Below are 25,783 nucleotides of genomic sequence, written 5' to 3'. Positions count from 1 at the left end.
TTACGCTGTCCTCGCCTTGGCCGACCGCTGCGCGGAGCCCTTGGCCTTGGCGAGCAGCCGCATCAACTCGCGGATATCCTTCGGCGAAAGGTCGCCGAAGATATCGGCAATCCATTTCTCGTGCTCCGCGGCCATCTTGCGAAATTCGGCGCGGCCGAGCTTGGTCAACCGGATGAACTGCACGCGACGATCGGTCTCGGACGTTCGGCGGTCGATATGACCAGATTCGACCAGTCGTTCGACGAGGCCGGTGACGTTGCCGTTGGAGACCATCATCCGCTTCGACAGATCGGACAGCGTCATGCCGTCGGACACCTTGTCGAGCTGGGCCATCAGGTCGAAGCGCGGCAGCGTGACGTCGAACTTTTCGCGCAGCCGGCTGCGCACTTCGCCTTCGATCAGCGTGGTGCAGGTCAACAGGCGCAGCCACAGCCTGAGCTCGGTGCCGTGATCGTCGGGCAGTTCGACGGCTTTGGTTTCTGAATCGAGGATCATGCAGCGATCGGGCCTCCGCGGCGGATTATGGTCGGACCGGATATTTTGAGCTTCAAGCAATTCGCGGCGCGCCGCAAGGACAATTGCGGATCGAGGAGATCTGCTCGCCCGTATTTGACAATTTCTTTAACCTTCAAGCAATTGGCGCGACGCTTGCATGCTCCATGTCACCTGCCCGCCGCGACGCCACATCGCTTGCAGCGATCCTGCGCCTCAGACTAAGCTGGGAGCAGAACATCAGGGCAATGATCGGGGGGATCATATGACACGGCTGACCAGATTGGCGGTGATGACGGCATTGCTTGGGGCTGCGATCACGCCGGCTGCCGCGCAGGAAAAAATCAAGATCGGCGTGCTGGTCACGACGTCGGGTCCTGCGGCGGCACTCGGCCAGCAGGTGCGCGACGGCTTTGCGCTCGCGATCAAGGACCTCGGCGGCAAGATGGCCGGTCGCGAGGTCGAGATCGTCAATGCCGACGACGAGCTGAAGCCCGACGCTGCCGTGGTCAAGGTGCGCGGGCTTCTGGAGCGCGACAAGGTCGATTTCGTGGTCGGCCCGATCTTCTCCAACATCCTGCTTGCGATCCATCGTCCGGTCACCGACAGCAAGACCTTCTTGATCAGCCCCAATGCCGGGCCGTCGAGCTACGCCGGCAAGGAATGCAATCCGTTCTTCTACGTGACCTCGTACCAGAACGACCAGGTGCACGAAATCCTCGGCAAGGTGGCGCAGGACCGCGGCTACAAGCGGGTCTATCTGCTGGTGCCGAACTATCAGGCCGGCCGCGACTCGGTTGCCGGCTTCAAGCTCGACTACAAGGGCGAGGTCGTGGAAGAATCCTACACGCCGCTGAACACGCTGGATTTCCAGCCCGAGCTCTCCAAGATCGCGTCCCTGAAACCGGACGCGCTGTTCACCTTCATGCCGGGTGGCATGGGCGTGAATCTGGTGAAGCAGTACAAGCAGGCCGGCGCCACGTTGCCGGTGCTGTCCGCCTTCACGGTCGATGAATCCACCCTGCCGGCGCAACAGGACGCCGCGGTCGGGATGTTTGGCGGCGCGAACTGGGCGCCCAACCTCGACAATCCCCAGAGCAAGAAGTTCGTCGCGGCTTATGAAGCCGCCTATAACGGCGTGCCCGGCACCTATGCGATGCAGGCCTATGACGCGGCGATGCTGATCGACAGCGCGGTGAAGGCCGTGAAGGGCGACCTCAGCAACAAGGACGCGGTTGCCGCGGCCCTGAGGAAGGCCGACTTCACCTCGCTGCGCGGTCACTTCAAGTTCAACACCAACGGCTATCCGATCCAGGACTTCTACCTGACCAAGGTGGCGAAGCGGCCGGACGGCAAATTCCAGACCGAGATCGTCGAAAAGGTGTTTTCGGATTACGGCGACCGCTACGCCAAGGACTGCGCGGCCAAATAACGTCCACAACAGGAGACGCAATCATGAAAGACGAGATCGCCGGCATCACCCGCGCCAATGAGGGCATCCAGGGCATCTCCTGGAACATCCTCGGCCAGATCTATGTGCCGAAGACCCGCAGCGAGCATTCCTTCTCCTGGCACGCGACCTTTCCGCCCGGCACCTTCGTGCCGCCGCACATCCATCCCGACCAGGATGAGTATCTCTACATCCTCGAGGGCAAGCTCGATTTCTTTCTCGATGGCGCCGATGAATCTGCGACGCCCGGCGACCTGGTGCGGCTGCCGATGGGAAAGCCGCACGGCATCTTCAACAAGTCGCAGCAGCCGGCCAAGACGCTGTTCTGGGTGTCGCCGACCCGCAGGCTCTACGACCTGTTCTGGGCGATCCACAACATGAAGGAGCAGAACCCGGACGACGTGGTGCGGCTCGCCGCCGAGCACAACATCCACTTCCTGCCGCCGCCGCCCGGTTAGCGTATGGTAACGGATGCTCAGCTTACTCGGTGTCGTCACCCGCGCATGCGGGTGATCCAGTATTCCAGAGGCAGTTGTGATTGAGCCGAGCGGCCGCGGCGTACTGGGTCGCCCGGTCAAGCCGGGCGATGACACCCGTGGGCAAGGATAGATCCTCGCATCCTCTTAGGGTGACGGATAACGCCGTCTCCGTCTGAATTACTGCCGCGCCACCACGCGCGCGGCGAAGCCGGCCTTGGCGGCATAGCCGCGCACGATCGCCTCGCGGGCTTCGTAGTTGAGGATCGTATCGACGTCTGTGAAGCCCTGCGGAGCGAGCTGCTCGACCGCGTCGATCACGCCCTCGGGGCCGCCGCGGCGATTGGAAGCGACGACGTCGGCGGTCATCGGCAGCCGCTGCCGCTCATAGGCCGTTAGCGCCTGGCGCGGATGCTCGGCGCGCGCCAGCGCGTCCGCAAGGCAGCGCGCATCGAGGATCGCCTGCGAAGCGCCGTTCGAACCGACCGGATACATCGGATGCGCGGCGTCGCCGAGCAGCGTGACGCGGCCGCTCGACCAGTACGGCAAGGGATCGCGGTCGCAGCACGGATACTCCCAGAACTCCGGCGTCGCCCTGATCAGCCCGGTGAAATCCACCTGCGGGATCGAGAAGCTCGTGACGTAAGGCATCATCTCCTCGCGCCGGCCGAGATTCGACCAGCCCTCACGGCGCGGCGGTGGCGAAGAGCCGTCGCCGATCCGCACCAGCACCGCCCAATTGGTCAGCCGGCTTGCCGGGCTCGAACCCGGCGCGATCGGGTAGATCACGGCCTTTGCATTCAGCCCACCGGCAATGATCATCGAGCGCCCGGTCAGGAAAGCCGGCCAGTCGGTCGCGCCGCGCCACAGCATCAGCCCGTTCCAGCACGGGCCGCCTTCGTCCGGAAACAGCGTCTCGCGCACCTTGGAATGAATGCCGTCGGCGCCGATCAGGATGTCGCCGCGCGCGGTGTGCACATGGCTGCCCGCGCGATCGAAGAAAAACGCCGAGACGCCGCCCTCATCCTGCGTGAACGAGCCGAGCCGGCAGCCGGTCCGGATCGCATCCGCACCGAGCCGGTCGATCACGGCCTGATGGATCACGCCTTGCAGGCGGCCGCGGTGGATCGAGAATTGCGGCACGTCATGGCCGGCGTCGAGCCCGCGCTTCTCGTGCCAGACCTGCTGGCCATGCCGGGTCAAGTAGAACAATTCGTAGGTGCGGATCGCGACATCATCGAGCTTGTCGAGCAGGCCAAGCCCGGCCAGCTCGCGGATCGCATGCGGCAGCGTGTTGATGCCGACGCCGAGCTCGCGGATGGTGTCGGACTGCTCGTACAGCTCACAAGCGATGCCGCGCGCACGCAGCATCAATGCGGTGGTGAGGCCTCCGATGCCGCCTCCGACGATAATCGCCTTCATCGTCCGCTACTCCACTCGAACACAGGACGGTTAACCAGCCAGGCCTAGGGTCGCATGGCCTCTTGCCGGGCCGCAAGCGGGTTTGTCGTGCAGGACTAGGGCAGGCCTGCTCTGTTTGGGCTTAGGATTAACATTGCTTCATCGCATTCTCATCTATTCCCGTCACCCCGACGTGCAAGCGGCGCCGCATTCTCCGCTGTCGTCCCGGCGAAGGCCGGGACCCATACTCCGCGGCGGATGCTGCGGAGGGAGCTCGTCGTTCCACCGGCACGCAGTAATGACGCTCGGTGGTTATGGGTCCCGGCCTTCGCCGGGACGACGCTGCACGTTTGATGCCACTTGGGCATCATCGTCAATCCGGCACCACCGCGATCGCCTGGATTTCCACCTTGGCGCGGTCCTCGATCAGGCCGGCGACCTGGATCGCAGTCATCGCCGGAAAGCGCCGACCGATGACGTCGCGGTAGACGACGCCGATCTCTTTCAGCCGCGCGGAGTATTCCTTGCGATCGAGCAGATACCAGGTCATCGACACGATGTGCTCAGGGCCCGCGCCGCCCGCCGCCGCCACCGCGACGATGTTGCGCAGGGTCTGGCCGATCTGCGCGACCAGATCATCGCTCTCGAACACGCATTGCCCGCTCCAGCCAATCTGGCCGGCGATGAATATCTGCTTGCCGCGCGCGGCGATGCCGTTGGCGTAGCCGCTCGGCTTCGCCCATCCGTCCGGTTGCAAAATCTGGTTCATCTCAATTGCCCTCAAAGGCCGGCTTCTGCTTGGCGGCGAACGCCTCGAAGGCGCGGCGGAAGTCGCCGGTCACCATGCAGATCGCCTGCGCCTGCGCTTCCGACTCGATCATCTCGTCGACGCCCATCGCCCATTCCTGGTTGAACATGGTCTTGGTCACGCCATGTGCGAACCATGGCCCGTCCGCGAGCGAGCGCGCCAAATCGTGCGCGGCGCCGGCAAGCTCCGCCGAAGGCACGAGGCGGTTGTGGAAGCCCCACGCCTGTCCTTCCTCGGCGCTCATCGCGCGTCCCGTGTAAAGCAGGTCGGCCGCGCGGCCCTGCCCGATCACGCGCGGCAGCAATCCGCAGGCGCCCATGTCGGCGCCGGCGAGGCCCACACGTGTGAACAGGAACGCGGTCTTGGCCTGCGGCGTCGCCAGCCGGAGGTCGGAAGCGAGCGCCAGCATCGCGCCGGCACCGGCGCAGATGCCGTCGATCGCGGCGACGATGATCTGCGGGCATTTGCGCATCGCGCGCACCACCTCGCCGGTCATCCGGGTGAAGGCGAGCAGGTCCGGCATCGTCATCCGCGTCAACGGCTCGATGATCTCGAACACGTCGCCGCCGGAGCAGAAATTGCCGTCGGCGCCGGTCAGCACGATCGAGCGGACGTCGGATGCATATCTGAGATTAGTGAAGAGATCGCGCAGCTCCTCGTAGGACTCGAAGGTCAGCGGGTTCTTCTTGTCCGGCCGGTTCAACGTGATGGTCGCGACGCGGCCGCTGTCCTCGGTCGACCAGCGGAAGTGCTTTGCGGGATAGTCCTTGAACGGACGGAGTTTTGCTTTCATTTCGGACATCGCATGTTCCTTCACCCGGTAAAGACTTCGCCGCCGGCAACCGCGACGGCTTGTCCGTTGATCGATGCGGCGCCTTCGGAGGCGAGCCAGAGGATCGCATCGGCGACCTCGTCCGGCGTCACCAGCCGCTGCATCGGATTGACCTTTGCCAGCGCCGCGCGTGCCTCGTCCTCGCTGCGCCCGGTCTTGGCAACGATATTGGCGGCGGCCCCGGCGACCAGCGGCGTGTCGGTATAGCCCGGACAGACCGCATTCACGGTGACGCCGCGCCGGGCATATTCCAGCGCCAGCGACCGCGTCAGGCCGACGACACCATGCTTGGCCGCGACATAGGCGGAGACGTAGGCGTAGCCCGTCAGGCCTGCGGTCGAAGCGACGTTGATGACGCGGCCGCGGCCGCGCTTGGCCATGCCGGGCAGCGCCGCATGCGTCACCAGAAAGACGCTGGAGAGATTGCTCGCCAGCATCTCCGCCCACAGCGCGGCGCCGGTCTTGTCGAACGGAGCGCTGCCGGCCTTGCCGGCATTGTTGACGAGGATATCGATCGGGCCTGCCTCGGCCTCGATCTCTGTAACGCCGCGATGCACGGCGGCTTCATCCGTTACGTCGATCGCCACGACGGCGCCTGCGTTTTCGCCAAGCGACGATGCCGTCGCCTTGAGCGCGTCGATCCGGCGCCCGGCGATGCTGACGCGGACGCCGGCCCTTGCCAGCGCAATCGCCGTCGCGGCACCGATGCCGGAGCCAGCTCCGGTGACGAGAGCATGGGCATTGGGCCAGAACCGCATCATGACTTTGCTCCGGCGGCGCGCTGGAGGTTGGCCTCATATTGCGACTTGCCCGACTGATACTGCTTCGGCCAGGCAATCGATGTCACCCCGATCTTGGCCGCCTCATGCAGCGTCCAGACCGGATCGGCGAGATGCGGCCGTGCGATGGCGCAGAGATCGGCGCGGCCGGCGGCGATGATCGAGTTGGCGTGATCGGCCTCCGAGATGGCGCCGACCGCGATGGTGGCGATGCCGACCTCGTTGCGGATCTTGTCGGCGAACGGCGTCTGGTAGAGCCGGCCGTAGACCGGATGGTCGTCGGCCCAAACCTGACCGGAGGAGCAATCGATCAGATCGGCACCGGCCTCCTTGAACAGTTTTGCAAAGGCCAGCGCATCCTCGGGCGTGTTGCCGCCCTCGGCCCAGTCGTGACAGGACAGCCGCACCGACATCGGCTTCTCCGCCGGCCACACCGCACGGACCGCACGGAACACCTCGAGCGGATAGCGCGCGCGGTTCTCGGTCGATCCGCCATACGCGTCACTGCGATGGTTGGTCAGCGGCGACAGGAAGCTCGACAGCAGGTAGCCGTGAGCACAATGCAGTTCCAGAATATCGAAGCCGGCCGTGGCCGCGCGTTCGGCCGCTGCAACGAACTGCTCGCGCACCTCGTCCATCTCGGCGCGGGTCATCGGCTCCGGCACCTGCCCGTCAGGCAGGTACGGAACCGCCGATGCCGAGACCAGCGGCCAATTGCCGTCAGGCAGCGGCTCGTCCATGCCCTCCCAGGCCACCCGCGTCGAGCCCTTGCGGCCGGCATGGCCGAGCTGGATGCCGATCTTGGCCTGCGAGTTGCCATGCACGAAGTCGACGATGCGCTTGTAGGCCGCAGTCTGCGCATCATTCCACAAGCCGCAGCAGCCGGGCGTGATCCGCGCTTCCGGCGAGACGCAGGTCATCTCGGTGAACATCAGCCCGGCACCGCCGAGCGCGCGCGAGCCGAAATGCACCAGGTGGAAGTCGCCCGGCACGCCCTCTTCCGCCGAATACATCGCCATCGGCGACACGATGATGCGGTTGTTGAGCGACAAACCGCGGATGCTGAACGGCGTCAGCATCGGCGGCGTGACGCGATCATTGGTCGCGGGCACGCCGTTGTGCTCGGCGAACCAACGCTCGTAGCCTTCGAGCCAGGCCTTGTCGCGCAAGCGAAGGTTCTCGTGGCTGATGCGTTGTGAGCGGGTCAGCAGCGAATACATGAACTGCTCCGGCTCCAGCGTATCGGCATAGCGCGAGCCGACCACCTCGAACCATTCCATTGCATTGCGCGCGGCGTTCTGGATCCGCGCGACGTCGACCCGGCGCAGCTCCTCATAAGCGTGAAGCACCGCAGGGATGGTCTCGCGCGCCGTGCCATGTTGCTTGAACTGGTTGGTCAGTTCGATTGCGTCTTCCAGCGCGAGCTTTGTCCCCGAACCGATCGCGAAATGCGCGGTGTGGGCAGCATCGCCCATCAGCACGACATGGCTGCTGCCATTGAACGCGGTCCACTTGCCGCAGATCAGCCGCGGGAATGACAGCCACGCCGAGCCGCGCAGATGCCGCGCGTTGGAGACCAGATGATGCCCCTCGAGGATCTCGGCGAACACGTTCTCGCAGAACGCGATCGAGCCGTCCTGGTCCATCTTGTCGAGGCCGTGGGCGAGAAACGCCTCCTCGGTCGTCTCGACGATGAAGGTCGCCGTGCCCTCCTCGAACTTGTAGATGTGCGCCTGGAACCAGCCGTGCTCGGTCTTGCGAAAATCGAAGGTGAAGGCGTCGAACGGACGGTTCGTCCCGAGCCAGATATAGCGGTTCGGCCGCATCTGCATGTCCGGCTGGAAGTCTTTCTCATACTTCACGCGGAGCTTCGAGTTGACGCCGTCGCAGGCGACGATCAGGTCGGCGTCCGGGAACTCAAGATCGGAACTGACCTCGCGCTCGAAGATCAATTCGACACCGAGTTGCTCGGCCCTGGCTTGCAAAATGTTCAGCAACCGCTTGCGGCCGATGCCGACGAAGCCATGGCCGGTGGTGCGCATCCGCCGGCCCTTGATCAGGACCTCGATGTCGTCCCAGTGATTGAATGCCTGTTCGATCGTATCAGCCGTGACCGGATCCCATTTGCGCATGTTGTCCATGGTGGCGTCGGAGAACACCACGCCGAACCCGAACGTGTCGTAGGGCCGGTTGCGCTCGACCACGGAAATCCGGTGCGCGGGATCCAGCATCTTCATCAGGATGCCGAAGTAGAGCCCGGCCGGCCCGCCTCCAATGCAAACGATGCGCATGGCGATCTCCCGTTGGCGGCCGCCCGGGAGCTCGGACGGAGCGCGTTCCCATGGAGCCGATGCAGGGATAATATTTTATACTTAAAATAATTGTCAAGGGGCGGCAGCCCGGCCCACTGCCGTCATCCTGGCGAAAGCCAGGACCCATCACCACCGAATTCGATGATCAAGGGACCGCGGCCCCAGCGTCATGCAACAAAAGGCATTTGGGGTAATGGGTCCTGGCGTTCGCCAGGACGACATCGAATGGGTGGCGCGACCCGGACCACTTGCCGCAGTGAGGGGCGTCCTCTCCTCGTCATTCCGGGGTGCGCGTAGCGCGAGCCCGGAATCCATTGAGCCACAGAACCCGCGGCACAATGGACTCCGGCCTCATGCTTCATGCCCCGGAGTGACGGAAGAAGGAGGTTAATGCACCGCCGCGTACAGGATCTTGTCCTGCGTCGCATCCGCCGCGTCGAACTCGGCGACGATGCGGCCGGTGCGGGCGACCAGGATGCGGTCGGAGACGGCGAGGATTTCCGGCAGGTATGACGAGATCACCACCACCGCCTTGCCCTCGTCGGCAAGGCGGCGGATCTCGCCGTGGATGTGCGGGATGGTGCCGACGTCGACGCCGCGAGTCGGCTCGTCGAAAAAGATGATCGAGGGCTCCTGCACCAGCGTCTTCGCCAGAACCACCTTCTGCTGGTTGCCGCCGGACAATTCGATGATCTTCGCCTTGCGCTGCAGCGCCGAGATCTTGAGCCGCTCGACCCAGTAATTGGCGAGCTTGCTGCGGCGGGCGCGCGAGAGCAGAAAACTCCACCCCGCGCGGGTGGCGAGGCTGCCGAGATAGACGTTGTCGTCGACCACCATGGTCTCGAAGAAGCCGTTGGCCTTGCGATCCTCGGTGATGTAGGCGATGCCGTCGTTGATCGCCTGGCGCGGCACGCGGTAGCGGATCGGCTTGCCGCGCAGCCGGATGGTGCCGCCATTGACCAGATTGCGCTTCAGCGCGCCGTAGACGATCTTGGCGATCTCGGTACGGCCGGAGCCGATCAGGCCGGCGATGCCGACCACCTCGCCGGCATAGACCGAGAACGACATGTTCTTGACCGCCATGCCCATGGTGACGTTCTCGACCGTCAGCACCTTCTCGCGGCGCTGGTGGGTCTTTTCCTTGCGGCCATAGACCGCCTGCGCCACCTCGCGCCCGACCATGTGCTGCACCAGCGCATCGCGCGTCAGCTGCTTGGCCGGCGCCGTGATCACGAGCTTGCCGTCGCGCAGCACGGTGATGCGGTCGGCGATCTGCAAGGACTCTTCCAGCGCGTGCGAGATGTAGATGATGGAGACGCCGCGGGCGCGCAGGTCACGCACCAGATGGAAGAAGTGGACGATCTCCTCCGGCGTCAGCGACGCGGTCGGTTCGTCGAAAATGATGATGCGCGCCTTGTTGTAGATCGCGCGCGCGATCTCCACCATCTGCTTCTTGGCGGTGCCGAGCAGCGCCACGGGCGTCGCGGGATCGACGTGGAAGTTGAGCGACTGCAGCAATTGCTGGGCCTGGATGTTCAGGGTGCGGAAGCGCGTCAGCAGCTTCTCGTTGCCGAGCTCGATGTTCTGCGCCGCGGTCATGGTCGGCACCAGGCTGGTCTCTTGATAGACCATGCAGATGCCGGCATCGAGCGCATCGCGCGGCTGCTCGAATTTTGCAGGCTTGCCGTCGAGCAGATAGTCGCCGGAGGTCAGATTGATCGCGCCGGCGATCGCCTTGCACAGCGTCGACTTGCCGGCGCCGTTCTCGCCGACCAGCGCGTGCACCTCGCCGGGATAAAGATCGAAATTGACGCCCTCGATGGCGTGGACGCCGCCATAGATCTTGGAGCCGCTGGTGATCCGCAGCACCGGCTCGCGGGTCGCGGTCTCAGCCTTGCTCGCCTGCATCACGCCGTCATTCATCGCAGGTCTCCCGTGTAGAGCAGCAGGCGCCCGGTGCCGCGCGCGGCAATCACCAGGCCGCGCGGCGTGGCGCAGGCGGCGGTGATGCCGTGGAAGCGACCGCCGGCGCGGCTGTGCAGGCTGTCGACCGCCTCGCCCTCGGCGTCGAGATGCACCACGAGGCCATAGGAGCGCGGCGGCGCCCACGGCTTCTGGATGCCGAGCGCCTTGACGCCGCCGATCTGCATCGGCTCCAGGCAATCGGCACCGCCGGCCAGCGCTGGCGCCACCCAATAGTCCGGCGGCATCGTCGCCATCATCTCCACGCGGAAATCGTCTTCCTTGAGCACGAACTCGATCAGATGGGTGCGGCGCGCGAACAGGCCGAGCAGCAGGCCGCCATGGCCATCCGAATGCAGCCGCGCCGGGTAGCCGGGCATGTTGCCGGCGACGATCTCACGGGCGCCGAGCCCGTCGCCGCCGAGCGCGAAGCGGCTGAGCCGATGCGCCCAGCTTTCGGTCAGCCACAGGCTCTTGCCGTCAGCGGCGACGCTGACACCATAGGGATATGGCAGGCCACGCAGCAGCACTTGTGGATTGTCGAGGCCCGCACCAAACGCGATCAGGCGCCCGTTCGAGCGCTTCTCCATCAGATCGTGGCGCCATTCGGCGGGACGACGTCCAACGCTGCCCTCGACCGCATAGATGCGACCGTCGGGAGCCGCGGTAACCGAGAGAAGACCTGTCAGCGCGCCGCCGTCAGCGGTCTCGCACCAGCGCGGCGCGGGCTGCGCCGGGTCGATCGCGGCAAGTCCCATGCCCGCGACACAGACCAGCAGCCGGCCGTCCGGATGCAGCGCCAGCCCGCCGGCGTCGTCTTCGAATTCGGCCACCTGTGTGCGGGTCGCAAAACCGTTGCCGCTGAACCGCCAGACGTTTCGGCCTGCCGAGACATAGACCGCGTCATCGCCGTCGGCGATCACATCGTCGATCCCGGCGAGCGGCTCGCCGATCGCAACCGCGGTGTCGAGCCGGTCGTTCGGGCTCAGCGCGCCATCGAGCGGCGGGATCGCGTTCTGCCCGCCATCGCGATCGACGACGCTCCTGATATCGCGCAACAGATGATCGAATAGTCCCACGGCGTTACCTCGTCACCCCTGCGGTCACCCGGCTCTTGTTGCCCCAATAGGCGTCGTATCCGGTCCAGCCCTCGTCGGCGCCATCGAGCTTGACGCGGCCGATCCGGTTGTTCTCGAGACCACCGAGATAGAGGTAGCCCTTGTGCTCGCGCATCGAGGTCAGCACCGAATGCGAGGTGCCGGTCGGATCCCACCAGGATTCCAGCGCCTCGCCCTGCTCGTTGAACTTCAGCACGCAGCCGTGGTTGAGCCCCGGCGCCAGCCACTCGTCGGCCGGCACCTGCTTGACCATGCGCAAGCGGAAACCGGGCTTGCGCACCGAGAGATCGAAGGTCGGCGTGCGGATGCCGACCAGCGCCAGCCAGTAAGTGCCGTCGGAGGCGCGGTTGATGTTGTCGGGGTTGCCGGGCAACTCATCGATCAGGACCTCGGTGCGGCCCTTGTTCGGCCCCTCGATCCAGTAGCGGAAGATCTTGCACAGCGAGGTCGAGGCGATCAGCACCGACCGCCCGTCATGCGAGACGCAGACGCCGTTGGGGAAATAGAAGTGATTGATGACGGTGCGCGTGGTCTTGGTCGCGGGATCGTAGCAGACCAGGCGGCCGTTCGGCCGTGCCTCGAGGATGTCGAGGGTGTTGGTCGTCATCTCGTAGCGCGTGGTGCAGTCGCTGAAATAGATCTTGCCGTCGGGCGCGATGTCGAGATCGTCGGCCATGCGCAGGCGGGAATCGTCGTTCAGCTTGTACCAGGTACGGTTGGTCTCGTCGGTGACCTTGAAGACACGGCCGTCGGGCGCGATGCCGTAGACGCCCATGCCGGCCACCGCGACGATCAGATTCTCGTCGCGATCGAACTGCATGCCGAGCGGCCGGCCGCCGATATGCGCGAACACCTCGCGGGTCTCGAAATCGGGCCCCGAGAAACGGATCACGTTGCCGTCGCGGGTCGAGCCATAGACGCGGCCCTGGCGGTCGACGATGACGTCCTCCGGTCCCTCGACCTGGTCGAGGCCGATCGCCTGCGCCGCGATCAACCGGTCGTTCTGGGCGTAAGCCGAGGCCGAGCCGCGCTGCACCGATGGCGCCGGCGCCAGCGCCACATAGGCCGGATTGACATAGATCTTCTGGATCGCCTTGCCGCGGTTCTTCGACCATTTGACGTCGATGCCGACGGCGGCGAGCAGAATCATACCCGTCACCGCCGAGGTGACGTAGCCGGGGATGCCCATCCGCACCAGGCCGTTGATCAGGAGGAAGACGATCAGCGCGCCGATCATCGCCCGCCACACCGTACCCTTGCCGCCAGCGAGCGAGACGCCGCCGAGCACGACGGCAGTGAGCGCCTGGAACTCCCAGCCGACGCCGGTGGTGGAATCCGTCGAAGCCTGACGTGCAGCGTAGAAAATGCCGCTCGCGGCACACAGGGTGCCCGACAGCACGTAGGTCGAGAACAGCATCAGGCGGACGCGGATGCCGGCATGGCGCGCCGCCTTGCGGCTGGCGCCGATCGCGGTGAGATGCCAGCCATAGCGCGAGCGCGACAGGAAGATGTGACAGATCAGCAGCACGACGAACAGCGTCGCCGCATTGATCGGGATGCCGAGCACGCTGCCGCCGCCGATGAAATCCCAGGCATCGCTCTCCACCGAATTGGTGGCGAACACCTGCGCGTAGGAGGTGTTGAGCAGATTGACCGAGGCGCGCAGGATGATCAGCGTCACCAGCGTGGTCAGGAACGGTCGGGTCTTCAGGAAGCCGATCAGGAAGCCGTTGATGCTGCCGAGGGCAGCACCGACCAAAAGCGTCGCCGGCACAGCCAGGCCGACCGGCCATTCCCGCACCAGCAGGAAATACAGCGCCGCAAAATTGCACAGCGCGAAGATCGCGCCGACCGAGAGATCGATGCCGCCGGTGACGAGGCAAAAGCCCATCGCGAGCGCGACGAAACCGAATTCGGCGAACAGCCGCAGCAGCGACACCGAGTTCTGCACCGAGGCGTAGTCGGGAATGGTGAGCGCGAAATAGACCCACAGCCCGATCATCACGGTGAAGGGCACGACCGGCTCGAACCACTGCTTGAGCAGCAGCTCCGACAGCAGGAGCCGGGGTGAGAATCGCCGCACCGATGCGGCAAAGGAATCGACGGCCATCGACATCGCAGATGCACTCCCTCGATCATGATGCGATGACGGGACATCGCACCACGGATACGGCCGGCGTGGAAATGCCCCCGCGCCGGCCGGCCGCGCCGTTGTTAGTTCTTCTTCGGTAGCGCGAAGCAGTTGGCGCCCGAGGCGTTCGACTTATCGAGCCAGATCGGGCGCGTGTAGTAGACGAGGTTGCGGGTGCCGGGCTTCTCACCGGAGACCAGCAGCGTCTCGGCCGCGAACATCAGATCGTGGCCCTGCTCGGTCGCCTTGTAGCTCAGGAGCTTGGTGAAATTGCCCGAGTTGACCTGGTCGCAATCGAGCTGCGAGCCCTCGCCCGAGGCGAACACCTTGACGTCCTCGATCTTGCCGGCGTTGCGGATCGCCTGCGCCGCGCCCGACTCCATGATGCCCCAGAAGCCGATCGAGGCGCACAGGTCCGGATGCTGCTGGATCACCGTTGCGGTGATGTTGAGCGCGGTGTTGGCGTCCCAGTTCGCGGCCTGGTTCGAGACCACCTTGATCGCGGGATCCTTGTTCAGGACTTCCATGATGCCGCCGACCTGGTCGACGCTGGCGGCCGCGGTCAGTTCGCCCTGCACGATCTGCACCTTGCCGGACTTGCCGGAGCCGGTGCCGCAGGCCTTGACGGTTTCGTTGGCAAGCATCCTGCCGATCTCGCGCCAGTCGGCGCCGACGAAGGCGCCGGACTTGTAGTTCGACGACATGTTGATCTGGATCACATGCGTGCCCTGGCTTTCGGCGCGCTTCAGATCCTTCATCAGCAGCGTGACGCTCGGGTTCTGCACGATCAGAACGTCCGGCTTCTGGTCGACGAGTGCGGTCAGCGCCTGCTGCATCGCCGACGGATTGTTGTTGGGGTCGCGCACGACGTATTTCATGCCGCGCCACTCGGCTTCTTCCTGCAGCACGCGGCCCCATTCGTCGGACAAGGGCACGCCGAGCGCGATCGGCAGATAGGCGATGGTCTTGCCCTGCAGCGCCTTGTCATAGACGGCGCGCAATTCACGCGCGGTCTTGGTGCCTTCCTCCTGCGCCGATGCCACCAGCGGCAACGTCGCGAGTGCCACCCCGGCGAGCAGGATCGTCCAGAACTTGGTCGTCTTCATCGTCTCCTCCACAAGAATTTCTTTTGATTGATTTGGTGTCGTTCGATCGATTTGGCGTGGGGCGCATCAGTCGCCCTGCCGCGCGGTCTCCTCGTCTCTCGGATGCAGCCAGTTGTCGAGCACGATCGCCGCCAGCAGCACGACGCCCTTGATGATGTTCTGCACCTCGCTGTTGACGTCCATGATGGTGAAGGCATTGAGCAGCGTGCCGATCAGGACGCAGCCGACCACGACGCTGAACACGCTGCCGCGGCCGCCGATCAGGCTGATGCCGCCGATCACGACGACCAGCACGACGTCGAAGATCATGGTCCCCTGCGTGATCGCCATCTGCATGCTGCCGGTGGTGCCGACCCAGACCAGCCCTGCAATCCAGGCGAGCAGCGCAACCAGCACGTGCTCCAGCACGATCAGCGGCCGCAGCGGAATGCCGGTCAGCCGCGCGGCTTCGGGATTGTCGCCCTGCGCATAGATGAAGCGGCCGATCGAGGTGCGCGACAGGAACAGGTGCATCGCGATGGCACAGACCGCGAAGACCAGGATTGGAACCGGCACGCCGAACAGCCGCCCGGCGCCGAGATACATCAGGGCAGGTGCATTCTTCGGCGCATAGACCACCCAGGCCGGCGCGATCCAGAAGGCAAGACCGTAGATCACGAAGCCGGCAGCGAGCGTCACGAACAGCGCCGGCGCCTCGACGAAGGCGACCATCACGCCGTTGACGACACCGATCAGCACTGCGATGGCCAGCGCCAGCAGCACCGCCGTGAACACCGGCATGCCGTTCTGCATCTCGATCAGCGCGATTGCCCAGGAACCCGCCAGGATCGCGATCTCCGAAAGGTCGATGCCGCGGCTGATCACGATCAGCCCCATGCCGAGGCCGAGCACGCCAAGGATGGAAATACTCCGCAACAGATTGAGCAAGTTGGAGACCGTGGCGAAGCCGTTCAGCGTCAGGCCGAACACGATCAGCAGCGCGATGGTGATCAGGAGCACGATCTGCTCCTGGCTCGGCTTTGCAAGCATCGCGCGCGGGCGGGATGCCGGCGCCGAGACGGCGACATCGCGCGATGGCGATTGCACGCTCATCGTTTCCTCCGGTTCTTGTTCTCAGGTCTTATTTTGCTTGAGACTTTAAGAGTGGCAACTAGTATTCGTCAAATGCATTCGACGGATACGGATTGATTAAAATCATGCATGTGCGCGACATCGATCTCAATTTGTTCGTCGTCTTCGATGCGATCTATTCCGAGGGCGGCGTCAGCCGCGCCTGCTTCCGCCTCAATCTGACCCAGCCCGCGGTCAGCCATGCGCTCGGCCGGCTGCGCGCGATGTTCAACGATCCGCTGTTCGTGCGCCGCCACCACGTGATGACGCCGACGCCGCTGGCACGCCAGATCATCACCACGGTGCGCCAGGCGCTCAACGGGCTGGAGACGACGCTGACCCACACCAACCGCTTCGATCCGGCAAAGACGCCGAAGCGGTTCGTGGTCGGCCTGCGCAACAATCTCGAGGCGCCGATGCTGAGCGCGCTGATGAATCGGATCAGCACGCAGGCGCCGCTGGTCGAGATCGCCACCGTGCGCTGCGAGCGCAACAATCTGGAGCGCGAGCTCGCCGCCGGCACGCTCGACGTCGCGATCGATACGCTGCTGCCGCTGTCGTCAGAGGTGCGGCGCGAGCAGATCCTGACCGAGCACATCGCGGTGTTCGCCCGCCGCGACCATCCCGCGCTCGGCACCCGGCTCGACAAGAAGACCTATTTGCGGATGGAGCATGTCTGCGTGACGTCGCGGCGCAGCGGGATCTCGTTCGAGGATTTCCAGTTCCAGCGTCTCGGCATCAAGCGCACTGTTCGCCTGACCTGCCAGAATTTCACGACGGCCTGCCACGTCGTGGCACGCAACGACATGCTGCTGACGGCATCCGGGAGCGCGGCATCGCTGCTGGAGCGGCCGGGGCTGCTGCGCCAGTTCCCCTGCCCGTTCCGGATCAGCCCGCACCTCAACTACATGTACTGGCACGCCACCGCCGACGAGGACACCACCAACCAGTGGCTGCGCGAGCAGCTGCGGGCGGCCGCCTGCGTGCTGGCGCGAAGCCATTTTGGACGCGGCAACGGCCGCGTCGCGAAGACCACGGCCAAGGGCGGATTGTCGGTACCGGCCGGCCTCGCCGCCGAGTAGGGACCCGTGCCTGGCTGTGGCCGCGGCCGGATAGCGCGGTCCAGCCATGCGGTTCCGCGCTTGAACCGGCCGGCCCGGGCGGGCATAAGGACGGCGCCTCCCCTAAAAAAGCGCCCAAAACCCAAGGATTTACGATGCCCGCCTATCGCTCCCGCACCACCACCCACGGCCGCAACATGGCGGGTGCACGCGGCCTCTGGCGCGCCACCGGCATGAAGAACGAGGACTTCGGCAAGCCGATCATCGCGGTGGTCAATTCCTTCACCCAGTTCGTGCCCGGTCACGTCCATTTGCAGAATCTCGGCCAGCTCGTGGCGCGCGAGATCGAAAAGGCCGGCGGCGTGGCGAAGGAGTTCAACACCATCGCGGTCGATGACGGCATCGCGATGGGCCATGACGGCATGCTCTACAGCCTGCCCTCGCGCGAGCTGATCGCCGACAGCGTCGAATACATGGTCAATGCGCATTGCGCCGACGCGATGGTCTGCATCTCCAACTGCGACAAGATTACGCCCGGCATGCTGATGGCGACCTTGCGGCTCAACATCCCGACCGTGTTCGTCTCGGGCGGTCCGATGGAGTCGGGCAAGATCCTGCTCAAGGGCAAGAAGCGCGCGGTCGATCTGATCGATGCCATGGTCGCCGCGGCCGATTCCAACGTCACCGATGAAGAGGTCGAGGTGATCGAGCGCTCGGCCTGCCCGACCTGCGGCTCCTGCTCGGGCATGTTCACCGCGAACTCGATGAACTGCCTGACCGAGGCGCTCGGCCTGGCGCTGCCCGGCAACGGCTCGGTGCTGGCGACCCATGCCGATCGCAAGAGCCTGTTCGTCGAGGCCGGCCATCTGATCGTCGATCTCGCCCGCCGCTATTACGAGCAGGACGACGCAAAAGTGCTGCCGCGCAATATCGCGAGCTTCAAATCGTTCGAGAACGCGATGACGCTCGACATCGCGATGGGCGGCTCGACCAACACCGTGCTGCATCTGCTCGCCGCCGCGCGCGAGGGCGAGGTGCCGTTCACGATGGCCGATATCGACCGGCTCTCGCGAAAAGTGCCGGTGCTCTGCAAGGTCGCGCCCTCGGTGCAGGACGTCCACATGGAGGACGTGCATCACGCCGGCGGCATTATGGCGATCCTGGGCGAGCTCGACCGCGCCAAGTTGCTCACCACCGATGGACCGACCGTGCACAGCGCGAGCCTCGACGACGCGCTGAACCGTTGGGACGTGGTGCGGACATCAAGCGACAAGGTGCGGAACTTCTACATGGCCGCGCCGGGCGGCGTGCCGACCCAGGAGGCCTTCAGCCAGGACCGCCGCTTCGACGAGGTCGACCTCGACCGCGCCAAGGGCGTCATCCGCAACGCCGAGCACGCCTACTCGAAGGACGGCGGTCTCGCCGTGCTGTTCGGCAACCTTGCGGAAGACGGCTGCATCGTGAAGACCGCGGGCGTCGACCAGAGCATTCTGAAATTCTCCGGCCCGGCCCGCATCTTCGAGAGCCAGGACGCGTCGGTCGACGCCATCCTGGGCAACAAGGTGAAGGCCGGCGATGTCGTGCTGATCCGCTATGAGGGTCCGCGCGGCGGCCCGGGCATGCAGGAGATGCTATATCCGACCAGCTATCTGAAGTCGAAGGGCCTCGGCAAGGCCTGCGCGCTGATCACCGACGGCCGCTTCTCCGGTGGCTCCTCGGGCCTGTCGATCGGCCACGTCTCGCCGGAAGCGGCCGAGGGCGGCCTGATCGGCCTCGTCGAGGAAGGCGACATCATCGAGTTCGACATCCCGAACCGCAAGGTCAACCTCAAGGTCGACGACGCCGAACTGAAGCGCCGCCGCGCCGCGATGGAAGCCAAGGGCAAGGCCGCGTGGAAGCCGGCGGCGCCGCGCAAGCGTGCGGTGTCGACCGCGCTGAAGGCCTATGCGGCGTTCGCAAGCAGCGCCGCCAAGGGCGCGGTGCGCATCCTGCCTGAGGAATAGCCGACGTCAGGTCCGCTGCAGGTCGGCCGCTTCGATCCGGATGCGGTCGGCATGTAGCGACCAGTCGCACAGCGATTGCGACTCGCAGAATTTGAGTTTGGCCAGTTCGGTGGCTTGGCCTTCGCTTGGTGCGTCGATCTCGAGCGCACTCTGACAGACCTCGCGCTGGCGGCCATTGCCGCCGAGCACGTCCTTCATGAAGTGAACGACGAAGCGTGACATGGAACCCTCCCTGCTGCACCGGCAGAGCCTGGGATTCACACGCTAGCACTTGCGCGAGATGAGGTTGAGTTAATTCGTGCGCCGCGGCACGCGGCTGTTCGCAGCGGGGATAATTTAGGCGCCGGCCTGCGGCAGGCTGGCGGCAGCGATGGCGACGATCTGCGCAATCCGGCGGCCGATTTTCGCCGGCGCGTTGCGGAGCAATGACTGGACCTGTCGCATGGAACATCTTCCTTCCGTGCCGGGAATGGCCCGGCATACGTGGAAGATGGCAATATCGGGCTAAGCCGTCGATATCTCAGGGAAAATAACAACAGACGCGTCGCGAGACGGTCGCTCGGCAGTGGATTTATTGCCTCGTGTGAGGTCGCGGCGAAGGAGATATTCTCCGGTCCTTTGAGACGCTGCGCCGCAAATAATGGCGCTCACCAAGTGTACCGCACCACGCCCTTGCCGGCATAGGACGAGGTGACGTCGGAGAATTCGCCTTCGAAGGTAGCCGCGGCCGACCAGCCGTTCATCCATTTCATCTCGACCGCCGCCGTGGTCAGCGCCAAGTCGGAGGCCTGTGCCGCGCCGTTGACGACGAAGCTCGCGCCCGGCAGCGCCTGGAAGGCCGCGGCGATCGAGCGGTCCGGGTCGTAATCATGCGCCCAGGCAAACCGGGTGCGCAGCGTCAGCATGCCGTCGGCCATCGCAAACGACTTGTCGGTGCGCAGGCCCAGCTCGCTGCGAACATCGGTGACGCTCTTCGCATCATAGGCGAGCGCGAAGGCAGGTGAACCGACGACGGCCTGCTCGGCATAACCGGGCAGATCGAAGGTCGTGAACTGGCCCGCGGCATAGGGCGTGATGCCGATGCCGCCGCTCCACGGCGCGACGAAACGATAGCCGCCTTCGACCCTGCCTGAATACGTGTTGGCATTGAACTCGGCGCGGAGCTGGTCGAAGCCGGCGACCGTAACGATGCGGTTGGTGGTGATGTCCTGCCAGCCATAGGCGAGCGCGGCGGAGATGTAGGCCGCACCTTCGGTGTGGCGGATATAGGCGCCGGCCTGGAACAGGTCGGAACGGCCACTGCCGCCGTTGACGACCGAGAAGTTGGTGCCGCCACCGGCCAGCGCGAAGCCCGCGATGGTATTCGGCGAGAACAGATAATCGGCGCCGACGGCGGTGCCGTACACGCTGCTGGTGGTGTCGTTCGATCCAACTACAGCGTTGCCGTCGGTCGACCGCGAACCGCCGTAGCCTGCCGCCCAGACGCTCCAGCGCGGCACGAACGGTACCGGGGGCGCCTTGGTGAACATCGCAAACGCGCCCCGGTTCCGGGCGGCCGCACAGCCGCTGGCATCGTTCTCCTCCGGATAGCCCGGAGTGCGCGGCGCCGAACCTGCCTCACAGGCGCGGTTCATGAAGGGATCGGTCAGCAAGCCGAGGAACAGGTTCATGGCGTCGAAGGTGGTTTGCTGCGAGCCGGTCGCCAGTTCGCCCGAGGCCTGCGTCAGGCCCGCCGGGGTCAGCGTGCCGTAGACCATCGGAATGCCGCCCGTCGAGTTGAAGAAATTGACCAGCGTGTTGGCGACGGCCTGCTGGTTGAGGTTGAGGCCGCCGCCGAAGTTCGGCGCCGTGGGGCCTGACGGCGGCGGCGTGAAGTTCAGCGTCAGATTGAGATAGGCGTGGGTGGCGTCGTAGCTCAGCGCGTCGGTGAAATTCGTCGGAAGATTGGCATTGGTGAGCGTGCCGAAGGTGCCGCTGACGCTGCCGGCGCTCAGGATCGTGTATTGCTTCGAGATATAGCTGCCGTTGGCGAACGCCGCATTGACGGTGGCCCCGCCGAGCGTCGCGGTGCCGCTGACATTGCTCGATGCCGCAAGCGCCGGCGTCACCTGAACCAGATAGATCGCACCCGACTGCAACGCGAGATTGCTCGTGACGGTCAGCGTGCCCGTGGGATTCGACACGTTGCCGGGCGCCAAGGTGCCGCCGTTCATGATGGTGGTGGCCGCGGGATCGACGATGCCGGTACCGCTCAAGGTCGCGCCGGAATTGACCGTCACGTTCGACGAGGCGGCGATCGAGCCGTCGACTTCCAGCGTACCGCCGTTGACGGCAGTCGAGCCGGTGTAGGTATTGATGCCGGTCAGCGTCAGCGTACCGCCGCCGGCCTTGCTCAGCCCGCCGCTCCCGCTGATGATGCCGGAAAAATTCGTCGAGAGATTGCTGCCGCCAACCGCGAGTGTGTTCGCGCCGAGACGAATATTGCCGCCCCCTTCGATCGAGCCGGCGGTTGTGCCGCCGCTGGTGAGTCCTGAAATGTCCAGCGCACCGGTCCCGTTCAGGATAAAGCGCGCGGTCCCGCCGCTGGCCGAGTCCTGAATGAAAGTCGTGCCGCCGCTGTTTGTCGTGATGGTGGCGGCGCCGGCCGTGCTCGAATTCGCGAAAGCCAAACCGAAATTATTGATGATCGTGGCATTGCCGGCCGTGCTCGTATCCTCGAAATTCATTGCCGTGCCGCCGATATTGGTGATGGTAGCGTTGCCAGCTGTGCTGGTGTTGTGGAAGACCAGGAAGCCATTCTCGGTAATGGTGGCGTTGCCAGCCGTGCTCGCGTTGAAGAACTCCGTTATGGCGGTGTTGACGATTCTGGCGTTGCCGGCCGTGCTGCTGTCGCGAAAGTTGAGATTGCGGTTGTTGGAGATGGTGGCGTTGCCAGCCGTGCTCGCGTCGAGGAACTCGACCGTGTTGGTGGTTACGGCGGCGCCTGGTGAGTTGTTATTGATGATGGTGGCGTTGCCGGCCGTGCTCGCGCTGCGGAATTGTACTGTACTTGTTAGGGCGCCGTTAGCGTTGACGTTGAGGGTGGCGCTGCCGCCATTAATGACAATGCCGTCGCCGTTGAACGTAAGTGTCTGACCGACGAGCCCGAACGTGTAGGCGGCAGCCCCGGCGTTGAAAGTCCAGCCACCGATGCTGGTGTTGGCCGCCGAGAACGACAGGCTTGGGCCGTTCGTCGCTCCGAATGTGGCGGTGCCGGCCGGTATCGTTGCCGGTGTCCAGTTGGCGGCGCCATTGTAATCGAACGTCCCGCCGCTGGGTCCGGCGACCGTCGGGTTGAGGTTCCAGGTCGCGTTCTGAGCCGCGGCCGGCATGACAGTCGCAAGCGACACTGCGGACACGAGCAACGCGACACACAGCGGAGCGAGAATTCGTCGCGCGCACAATCCCGGCGTACCGCGCCGGTTCACCACAATAGCATTCACGGCAGGCTCTTTTCAGTCACAGCGAAGTGCCCCTGCGCGCAGAGTGACGCAGTCGTGGCTGTCGAGCAATGAAGCCGCGCATCTTATTGCTGTTTGCCTTTCGCGCGTTGCGAATAAACCACAGCTTTAGGTTTAGTTAGTTGCACACAGCTCCGACTGCACGTCTCCTGTTCCAGTCGCGGCCAGTCTTATGACCGGCACCGGGCTTAACTACTGCGGCGCGAATCCGAACGCCTTCTCGAATCGCTTCGCATACGCCGGCCACACCTCGGGATTGATGATGCGCGGCGGACGCTTGCCGTCGAGTGCGTCGAGCAACTGCTCGGCCGCGATTTTGCCCATGTTCATGCGCGCCTCGCGGGTGACGCCGGCGGTGTGCGGGCTCGCCAGCACGTTATCGAACTGCAATAGCGGATGATCCGGCGGCGGCGGCTCCTTGTCCCAGACGTCGAGGCCGGCGCCCGCGATGCGTTTTTCGCGGAGCGCTTGCTCCAGCGCCTTCTCGTCGTGAATGAAGCCGCGCGCGGTCGTGATGAAGAAAGCGTGCGGCTGCATCAGCGCGAATTCGCGCGCACCGATCATGCCCCTGCTCTTGTTGTCCAGCGGGCACGAGATCGAGACGAAATCGGCGCGGCGCAGGAGATCGTCGAGCTCGACCTTCTCGCCGCCCCGCTTCGCCATCTCTTCCGCCGTGAGATAGGGGTCGTAGGCGATCACCTTCATGTGCAGCAGGCCCTTGCACAGCTCGGCGATACGGCGTCCGACATTGCCGAGGCCGATGATGCCGACGGTCTTCTCGTTCAGCTCGTTGCCGATCAGATCGTTGCGGTTGACGTTGCGCTCGCGGCGCAAGGTGCGGTCGGACTGGATGATGCGCTTCGACAATGTCAACATCATCGCCAGCGCATGCTCGGCAACCGAATTGGCATTGCCGCCGGACTGGTTGAGGACCAGCACGCCAGCTGCCGTGCAGGCATCGACGTCGACCGGATCGAAGCCCGCGCCGTTCGAGGACACGATCAGCAGGTTCGGCGCGCGCTTCAGCAGCTCGGCATGGGCGTGGAAATGCGGCGCCAGCTCGTCGCGCGCAGCGCCGATCTGGTAGGCGTGCGCCTCGGTCAGGACAGGCGCGAACTGCGTCTCCGGCGTATCGTTCTCGAGCCGGTCGAGCCGCACATCCGGCCGCTTCCGCATGATCTCGGTATAGATCGGGTGGGCCAGATATTTGACGTAGAACACGCGCTTGTTGTTGACGGTCATGTCTGCGAGCAGCTTTCAGTTCGGGAAGCCATAGAGTCGTGCGGGATTATCGACGAGGATGCGCAGCCGGGTCGCGGCATCAGGCGTCCACTCCTGGAACAATGACAGCAGACGGCCGGCGTCGGGCATCTCGCCCTCGACCCGCGGATGCGGCCAGTCGCCGCCCCACACCAGCCGCTCGGAATTGGCCGCGACCAGCGCCTCGTGGAACGGCCGCGCGTCGGGGTAGTCGGGCGATCGCTGGCTCAGGCGATGCGCGCCGGACAGCTTGGTCCAGCACCAGCCTTCACTGACGGCACGCAGCAGGCTCTGAAAGCCCTCGGTGCTGATGCCGGCGCCGGCATCAGTGCGGCCCATGCGATCGACCACGACCGGCAGGCCGAGCGCCTTCAATGTCGGGATCGTCGCTGGCAGGTCCTTCACGTCGATCCAGAGCTGCAGATGCCAGCCGAGCTCGGCCATGACGGGCGCATGCATCTTCGCGACATCAAGGGGAATGCCGCCGCGGTAATGCAACTGCCCGCCGCGGAAGAAATGATTGAAGCGCAGGCCGCGCACGCCCAGCACATGCCATTGCCGCAAGGTGCCCGGCGCGACGTCGGCATCGGCCACCGCAACGCCGCGCAGCCGCGCCGGCTCGCGTTGCAGCGCGTCCAGCATCGCGGAATTGTCGCGGCCATGCGCGCTGCCCTGCACCAGCACGCCGCGGGCAAACCCGAGCGCATCGAGCATGCCGAGATAGGTCTGTAGCGGCGCGTCCGGCGGCGTGTAGCTGCGATCGTCGGCGTAGGGAAAGCGGTCGGCCGGGCCGAACACATGCGCATGGGTGTCGCAGGCCTTTGGCGGCAGCTTCTCGCGCGGCGGCGTCACCGGGCGCGGCGGCAGGCAGGCGGGAATCTCGGACGTTGCCATCGGCTCACTCCGCCTTCATACCGGCGGCCTTGATGATCGGCCCCCATTTGTCGTAGTCGGCGTGGATCTTGGCGTCGAATTTGGCAGGCGCGGAGCCGATCGGGATGGCGCCGAGCTTGCCGAGCCGTTCCCTCACGGAATCGGTGTTCACCGCCGCGACGAAATCGTGCGAGATCTTTGCAACGAGATCGCCCGGCATGTTGCCCGGCCCGAGCAGGCCCCACCACACTTCGGTGTCATAGCCCGGCACGGTTTCCGACATGCTGGGGACATCGGGCAGGAACGGCGCCCGCACGGCCGTCGTCACCGCCAGCGCGCGCACCGTGCCGGCCTGCAACTGCCCGACCGATTCCGGCCCGTTGTTGAACGACATCGGGATCTGCCCGCCGAGCAGGTCGTTGATCGCGGGCGCGCCGCCCTTGTAAGGGATCCCGCCGAGGTCGATCTTGGCGAGACTGTTGAGCAGCTCGCCGGCGAGATGCGTCGAGGTGCCGTTGCCGGCATGGGCGAATGAAAGACTGCCGGGCTTCGCCCTCGCCGCGGCGATGACGTCGCCGACCGTCTTGAACGGCGAGTCCGCGCGCACCAGCAGCACGTTCGGCGACGACGCGAGCAACGAGATCGGCGAAAAATCCTTGAACGTGTCGTAGGGCAGTTTTGGATAGAGGAACGGATTGGTGGCGTGGCCGCTCGCTACCATGATCAGATTGTAGCCGTCGGGGGCCGAGGTCGCGATCGCCTGCGAGGCGATCACCCCGCCCGCGCCCGGCCGGTTCTCGACCACGATCGATTGGCCCCAGGTCTTGGAGACCACGTCGGCCAGCGTGCGGGTCAGCACGTCGACGCCGCCGCCGGGCGGATACGGGACGAGAATGTGCACGGATTTCGTCGGGAACGGCTGGGCAGACGCAACGCCGGCCGCAACCATCGCAGCCAGCCCAATGGCCGTTCGCCAGACCCACCCGGCCATGCGCGCCTCCCGTCTTTATCGTTGCCGCCTGTATCGCACGGCGGACCTGTGGCTGGACCGCCGAATTCCGCAGATCGCGTTGCGGACGGGGCATGTTGACAATCACATGCACCGCGTC

Annotated in this window: 20 protein-coding genes; 4 read left to right on the top strand and 16 right to left on the bottom strand. The window is 65.1% G+C overall.

Annotated features, from left to right (window positions below; all coding sequences use genetic code 11):
• Window positions 1-495, bottom strand: coding sequence for a MarR family winged helix-turn-helix transcriptional regulator (locus tag IC762_RS13315; RefSeq protein ID WP_195789230.1), 495 nt, complete (start codon window positions 493-495; stop codon window positions 1-3).
• A 262-nt stretch (window positions 496-757) separates the two neighbouring features.
• On the opposite strand from IC762_RS13315, the gene IC762_RS13310 reads away from it, so the two are divergent.
• Window positions 758-1,924: an ABC transporter substrate-binding protein gene (locus IC762_RS13310; RefSeq protein WP_195789229.1), complete on the top strand. Its 1,167-nt coding sequence runs from the start codon at window positions 758-760 to the stop codon at window positions 1,922-1,924.
• A 23-nt stretch (window positions 1,925-1,947) separates the two neighbouring features.
• Window positions 1,948-2,400: a cupin domain-containing protein gene (locus IC762_RS13305; protein ID WP_195789228.1), complete on the top strand. Its 453-nt coding sequence runs from the start codon at window positions 1,948-1,950 to the stop codon at window positions 2,398-2,400.
• A gap of 198 nt (window positions 2,401-2,598) precedes the next feature.
• Here the strand turns inward: IC762_RS13305 and IC762_RS13300 are convergent, their stop codons facing one another.
• The 10 genes from IC762_RS13300 to IC762_RS13255 form a co-directional block, all read right to left on the bottom strand.
• A complete protein-coding gene (locus IC762_RS13300; protein ID WP_195789227.1) occupies window positions 2,599-3,840 on the bottom strand; it encodes a flavin-dependent oxidoreductase in 1,242 nt (413 codons plus the stop codon).
• 352 nt (window positions 3,841-4,192) lie between these two features.
• The gene (locus tag IC762_RS13295; protein WP_195789226.1) at window positions 4,193-4,588 is read right to left on the bottom strand and encodes a RidA family protein; all 396 of its coding nucleotides are present in this window, start codon (window positions 4,586-4,588) and stop codon (window positions 4,193-4,195) included.
• Between the two features lies 1 nt (window position 4,589).
• Window positions 4,590-5,429 (bottom strand): enoyl-CoA hydratase family protein, encoded by an 840-nt coding sequence (locus tag IC762_RS13290; RefSeq protein WP_195789225.1) that lies wholly within the window; start codon window positions 5,427-5,429, stop codon window positions 4,590-4,592.
• 11 nt (window positions 5,430-5,440) lie between these two features.
• Window positions 5,441-6,220, bottom strand: coding sequence for an SDR family NAD(P)-dependent oxidoreductase (locus IC762_RS13285; protein ID WP_195789224.1), 780 nt, complete (start codon window positions 6,218-6,220; stop codon window positions 5,441-5,443).
• Complete coding sequence (locus tag IC762_RS13280; protein WP_195789223.1) at window positions 6,217-8,529, bottom strand: bifunctional salicylyl-CoA 5-hydroxylase/oxidoreductase; 2,313 nt, start codon at window positions 8,527-8,529, stop codon at window positions 6,217-6,219. The genes IC762_RS13285 and IC762_RS13280 overlap by 4 nt, the downstream gene beginning before the upstream one ends.
• A gap of 408 nt (window positions 8,530-8,937) precedes the next feature.
• Entirely contained in the window at window positions 8,938-10,473 is a 1,536-nt protein-coding gene (locus IC762_RS13275; protein WP_433995890.1) for a sugar ABC transporter ATP-binding protein, read from the bottom strand.
• A complete protein-coding gene (locus IC762_RS13270; RefSeq protein WP_195789222.1) occupies window positions 10,470-11,591 on the bottom strand; it encodes an SMP-30/gluconolactonase/LRE family protein in 1,122 nt (373 codons plus the stop codon). The genes IC762_RS13275 and IC762_RS13270 overlap by 4 nt, the downstream gene beginning before the upstream one ends.
• A gap of 4 nt (window positions 11,592-11,595) precedes the next feature.
• Window positions 11,596-13,746: an ABC transporter permease gene (locus tag IC762_RS13265; protein WP_195789221.1), complete on the bottom strand. Its 2,151-nt coding sequence runs from the start codon at window positions 13,744-13,746 to the stop codon at window positions 11,596-11,598.
• Window positions 13,747-13,844: 98 nt separating this feature from the next.
• Window positions 13,845-14,867: a sugar ABC transporter substrate-binding protein gene (locus tag IC762_RS13260; RefSeq protein ID WP_195789220.1), complete on the bottom strand. Its 1,023-nt coding sequence runs from the start codon at window positions 14,865-14,867 to the stop codon at window positions 13,845-13,847.
• Window positions 14,868-14,933: 66 nt separating this feature from the next.
• Window positions 14,934-15,959: an ABC transporter permease gene (locus IC762_RS13255; protein WP_246801550.1), complete on the bottom strand. Its 1,026-nt coding sequence runs from the start codon at window positions 15,957-15,959 to the stop codon at window positions 14,934-14,936.
• 104 nt (window positions 15,960-16,063) lie between these two features.
• Between IC762_RS13255 and IC762_RS13250 the strand changes: the two genes are divergently transcribed.
• Together IC762_RS13250 and ilvD are read left to right on the top strand one after the other, a co-directional pair.
• A complete protein-coding gene (locus IC762_RS13250) occupies window positions 16,064-17,059 on the top strand; it encodes a LysR family transcriptional regulator (protein ID WP_195789219.1) in 996 nt (331 codons plus the stop codon).
• Window positions 17,060-17,193: 134 nt separating this feature from the next.
• Window positions 17,194-19,041 (top strand): dihydroxy-acid dehydratase, encoded by a 1,848-nt coding sequence (gene ilvD / locus IC762_RS13245; RefSeq protein WP_195789218.1) that lies wholly within the window; start codon window positions 17,194-17,196, stop codon window positions 19,039-19,041.
• Between the two features lie 6 nt (window positions 19,042-19,047).
• On the opposite strand, the gene IC762_RS13240 is transcribed toward ilvD, so the two are convergent.
• From IC762_RS13240 to IC762_RS13220, 5 genes are all read right to left on the bottom strand, one after another.
• Entirely contained in the window at window positions 19,048-19,263 is a 216-nt protein-coding gene (locus IC762_RS13240) for a hypothetical protein (RefSeq protein WP_195789217.1), read from the bottom strand.
• Window positions 19,264-19,688: 425 nt separating this feature from the next.
• A complete protein-coding gene (locus IC762_RS13235; protein ID WP_195789216.1) occupies window positions 19,689-22,412 on the bottom strand; it encodes an autotransporter outer membrane beta-barrel domain-containing protein in 2,724 nt (907 codons plus the stop codon).
• A gap of 321 nt (window positions 22,413-22,733) precedes the next feature.
• On the bottom strand, window positions 22,734-23,783 hold the full coding sequence (locus tag IC762_RS13230) for a hydroxyacid dehydrogenase (protein WP_195789215.1): 1,050 nt from the start codon (window positions 23,781-23,783) through the stop codon (window positions 22,734-22,736).
• Window positions 23,784-23,798: 15 nt separating this feature from the next.
• Complete coding sequence (locus IC762_RS13225) at window positions 23,799-24,695, bottom strand: amidohydrolase family protein (RefSeq protein WP_195789214.1); 897 nt, start codon at window positions 24,693-24,695, stop codon at window positions 23,799-23,801.
• A gap of 4 nt (window positions 24,696-24,699) precedes the next feature.
• A complete protein-coding gene (locus IC762_RS13220) occupies window positions 24,700-25,665 on the bottom strand; it encodes a Bug family tripartite tricarboxylate transporter substrate binding protein (protein WP_195789213.1) in 966 nt (321 codons plus the stop codon).
• Window positions 25,666-25,783 lie beyond the last annotated feature (118 nt).

The sequence above is a fragment of the Bradyrhizobium genosp. L genome (assembly GCF_015624485.1).
Taxonomy (GTDB): domain Bacteria; phylum Pseudomonadota; class Alphaproteobacteria; order Rhizobiales; family Xanthobacteraceae; genus Bradyrhizobium.
The sequence above is the reverse complement of the archived record's forward strand: the minus strand, read 5'-3'. Positions and strand labels throughout refer to the sequence as shown.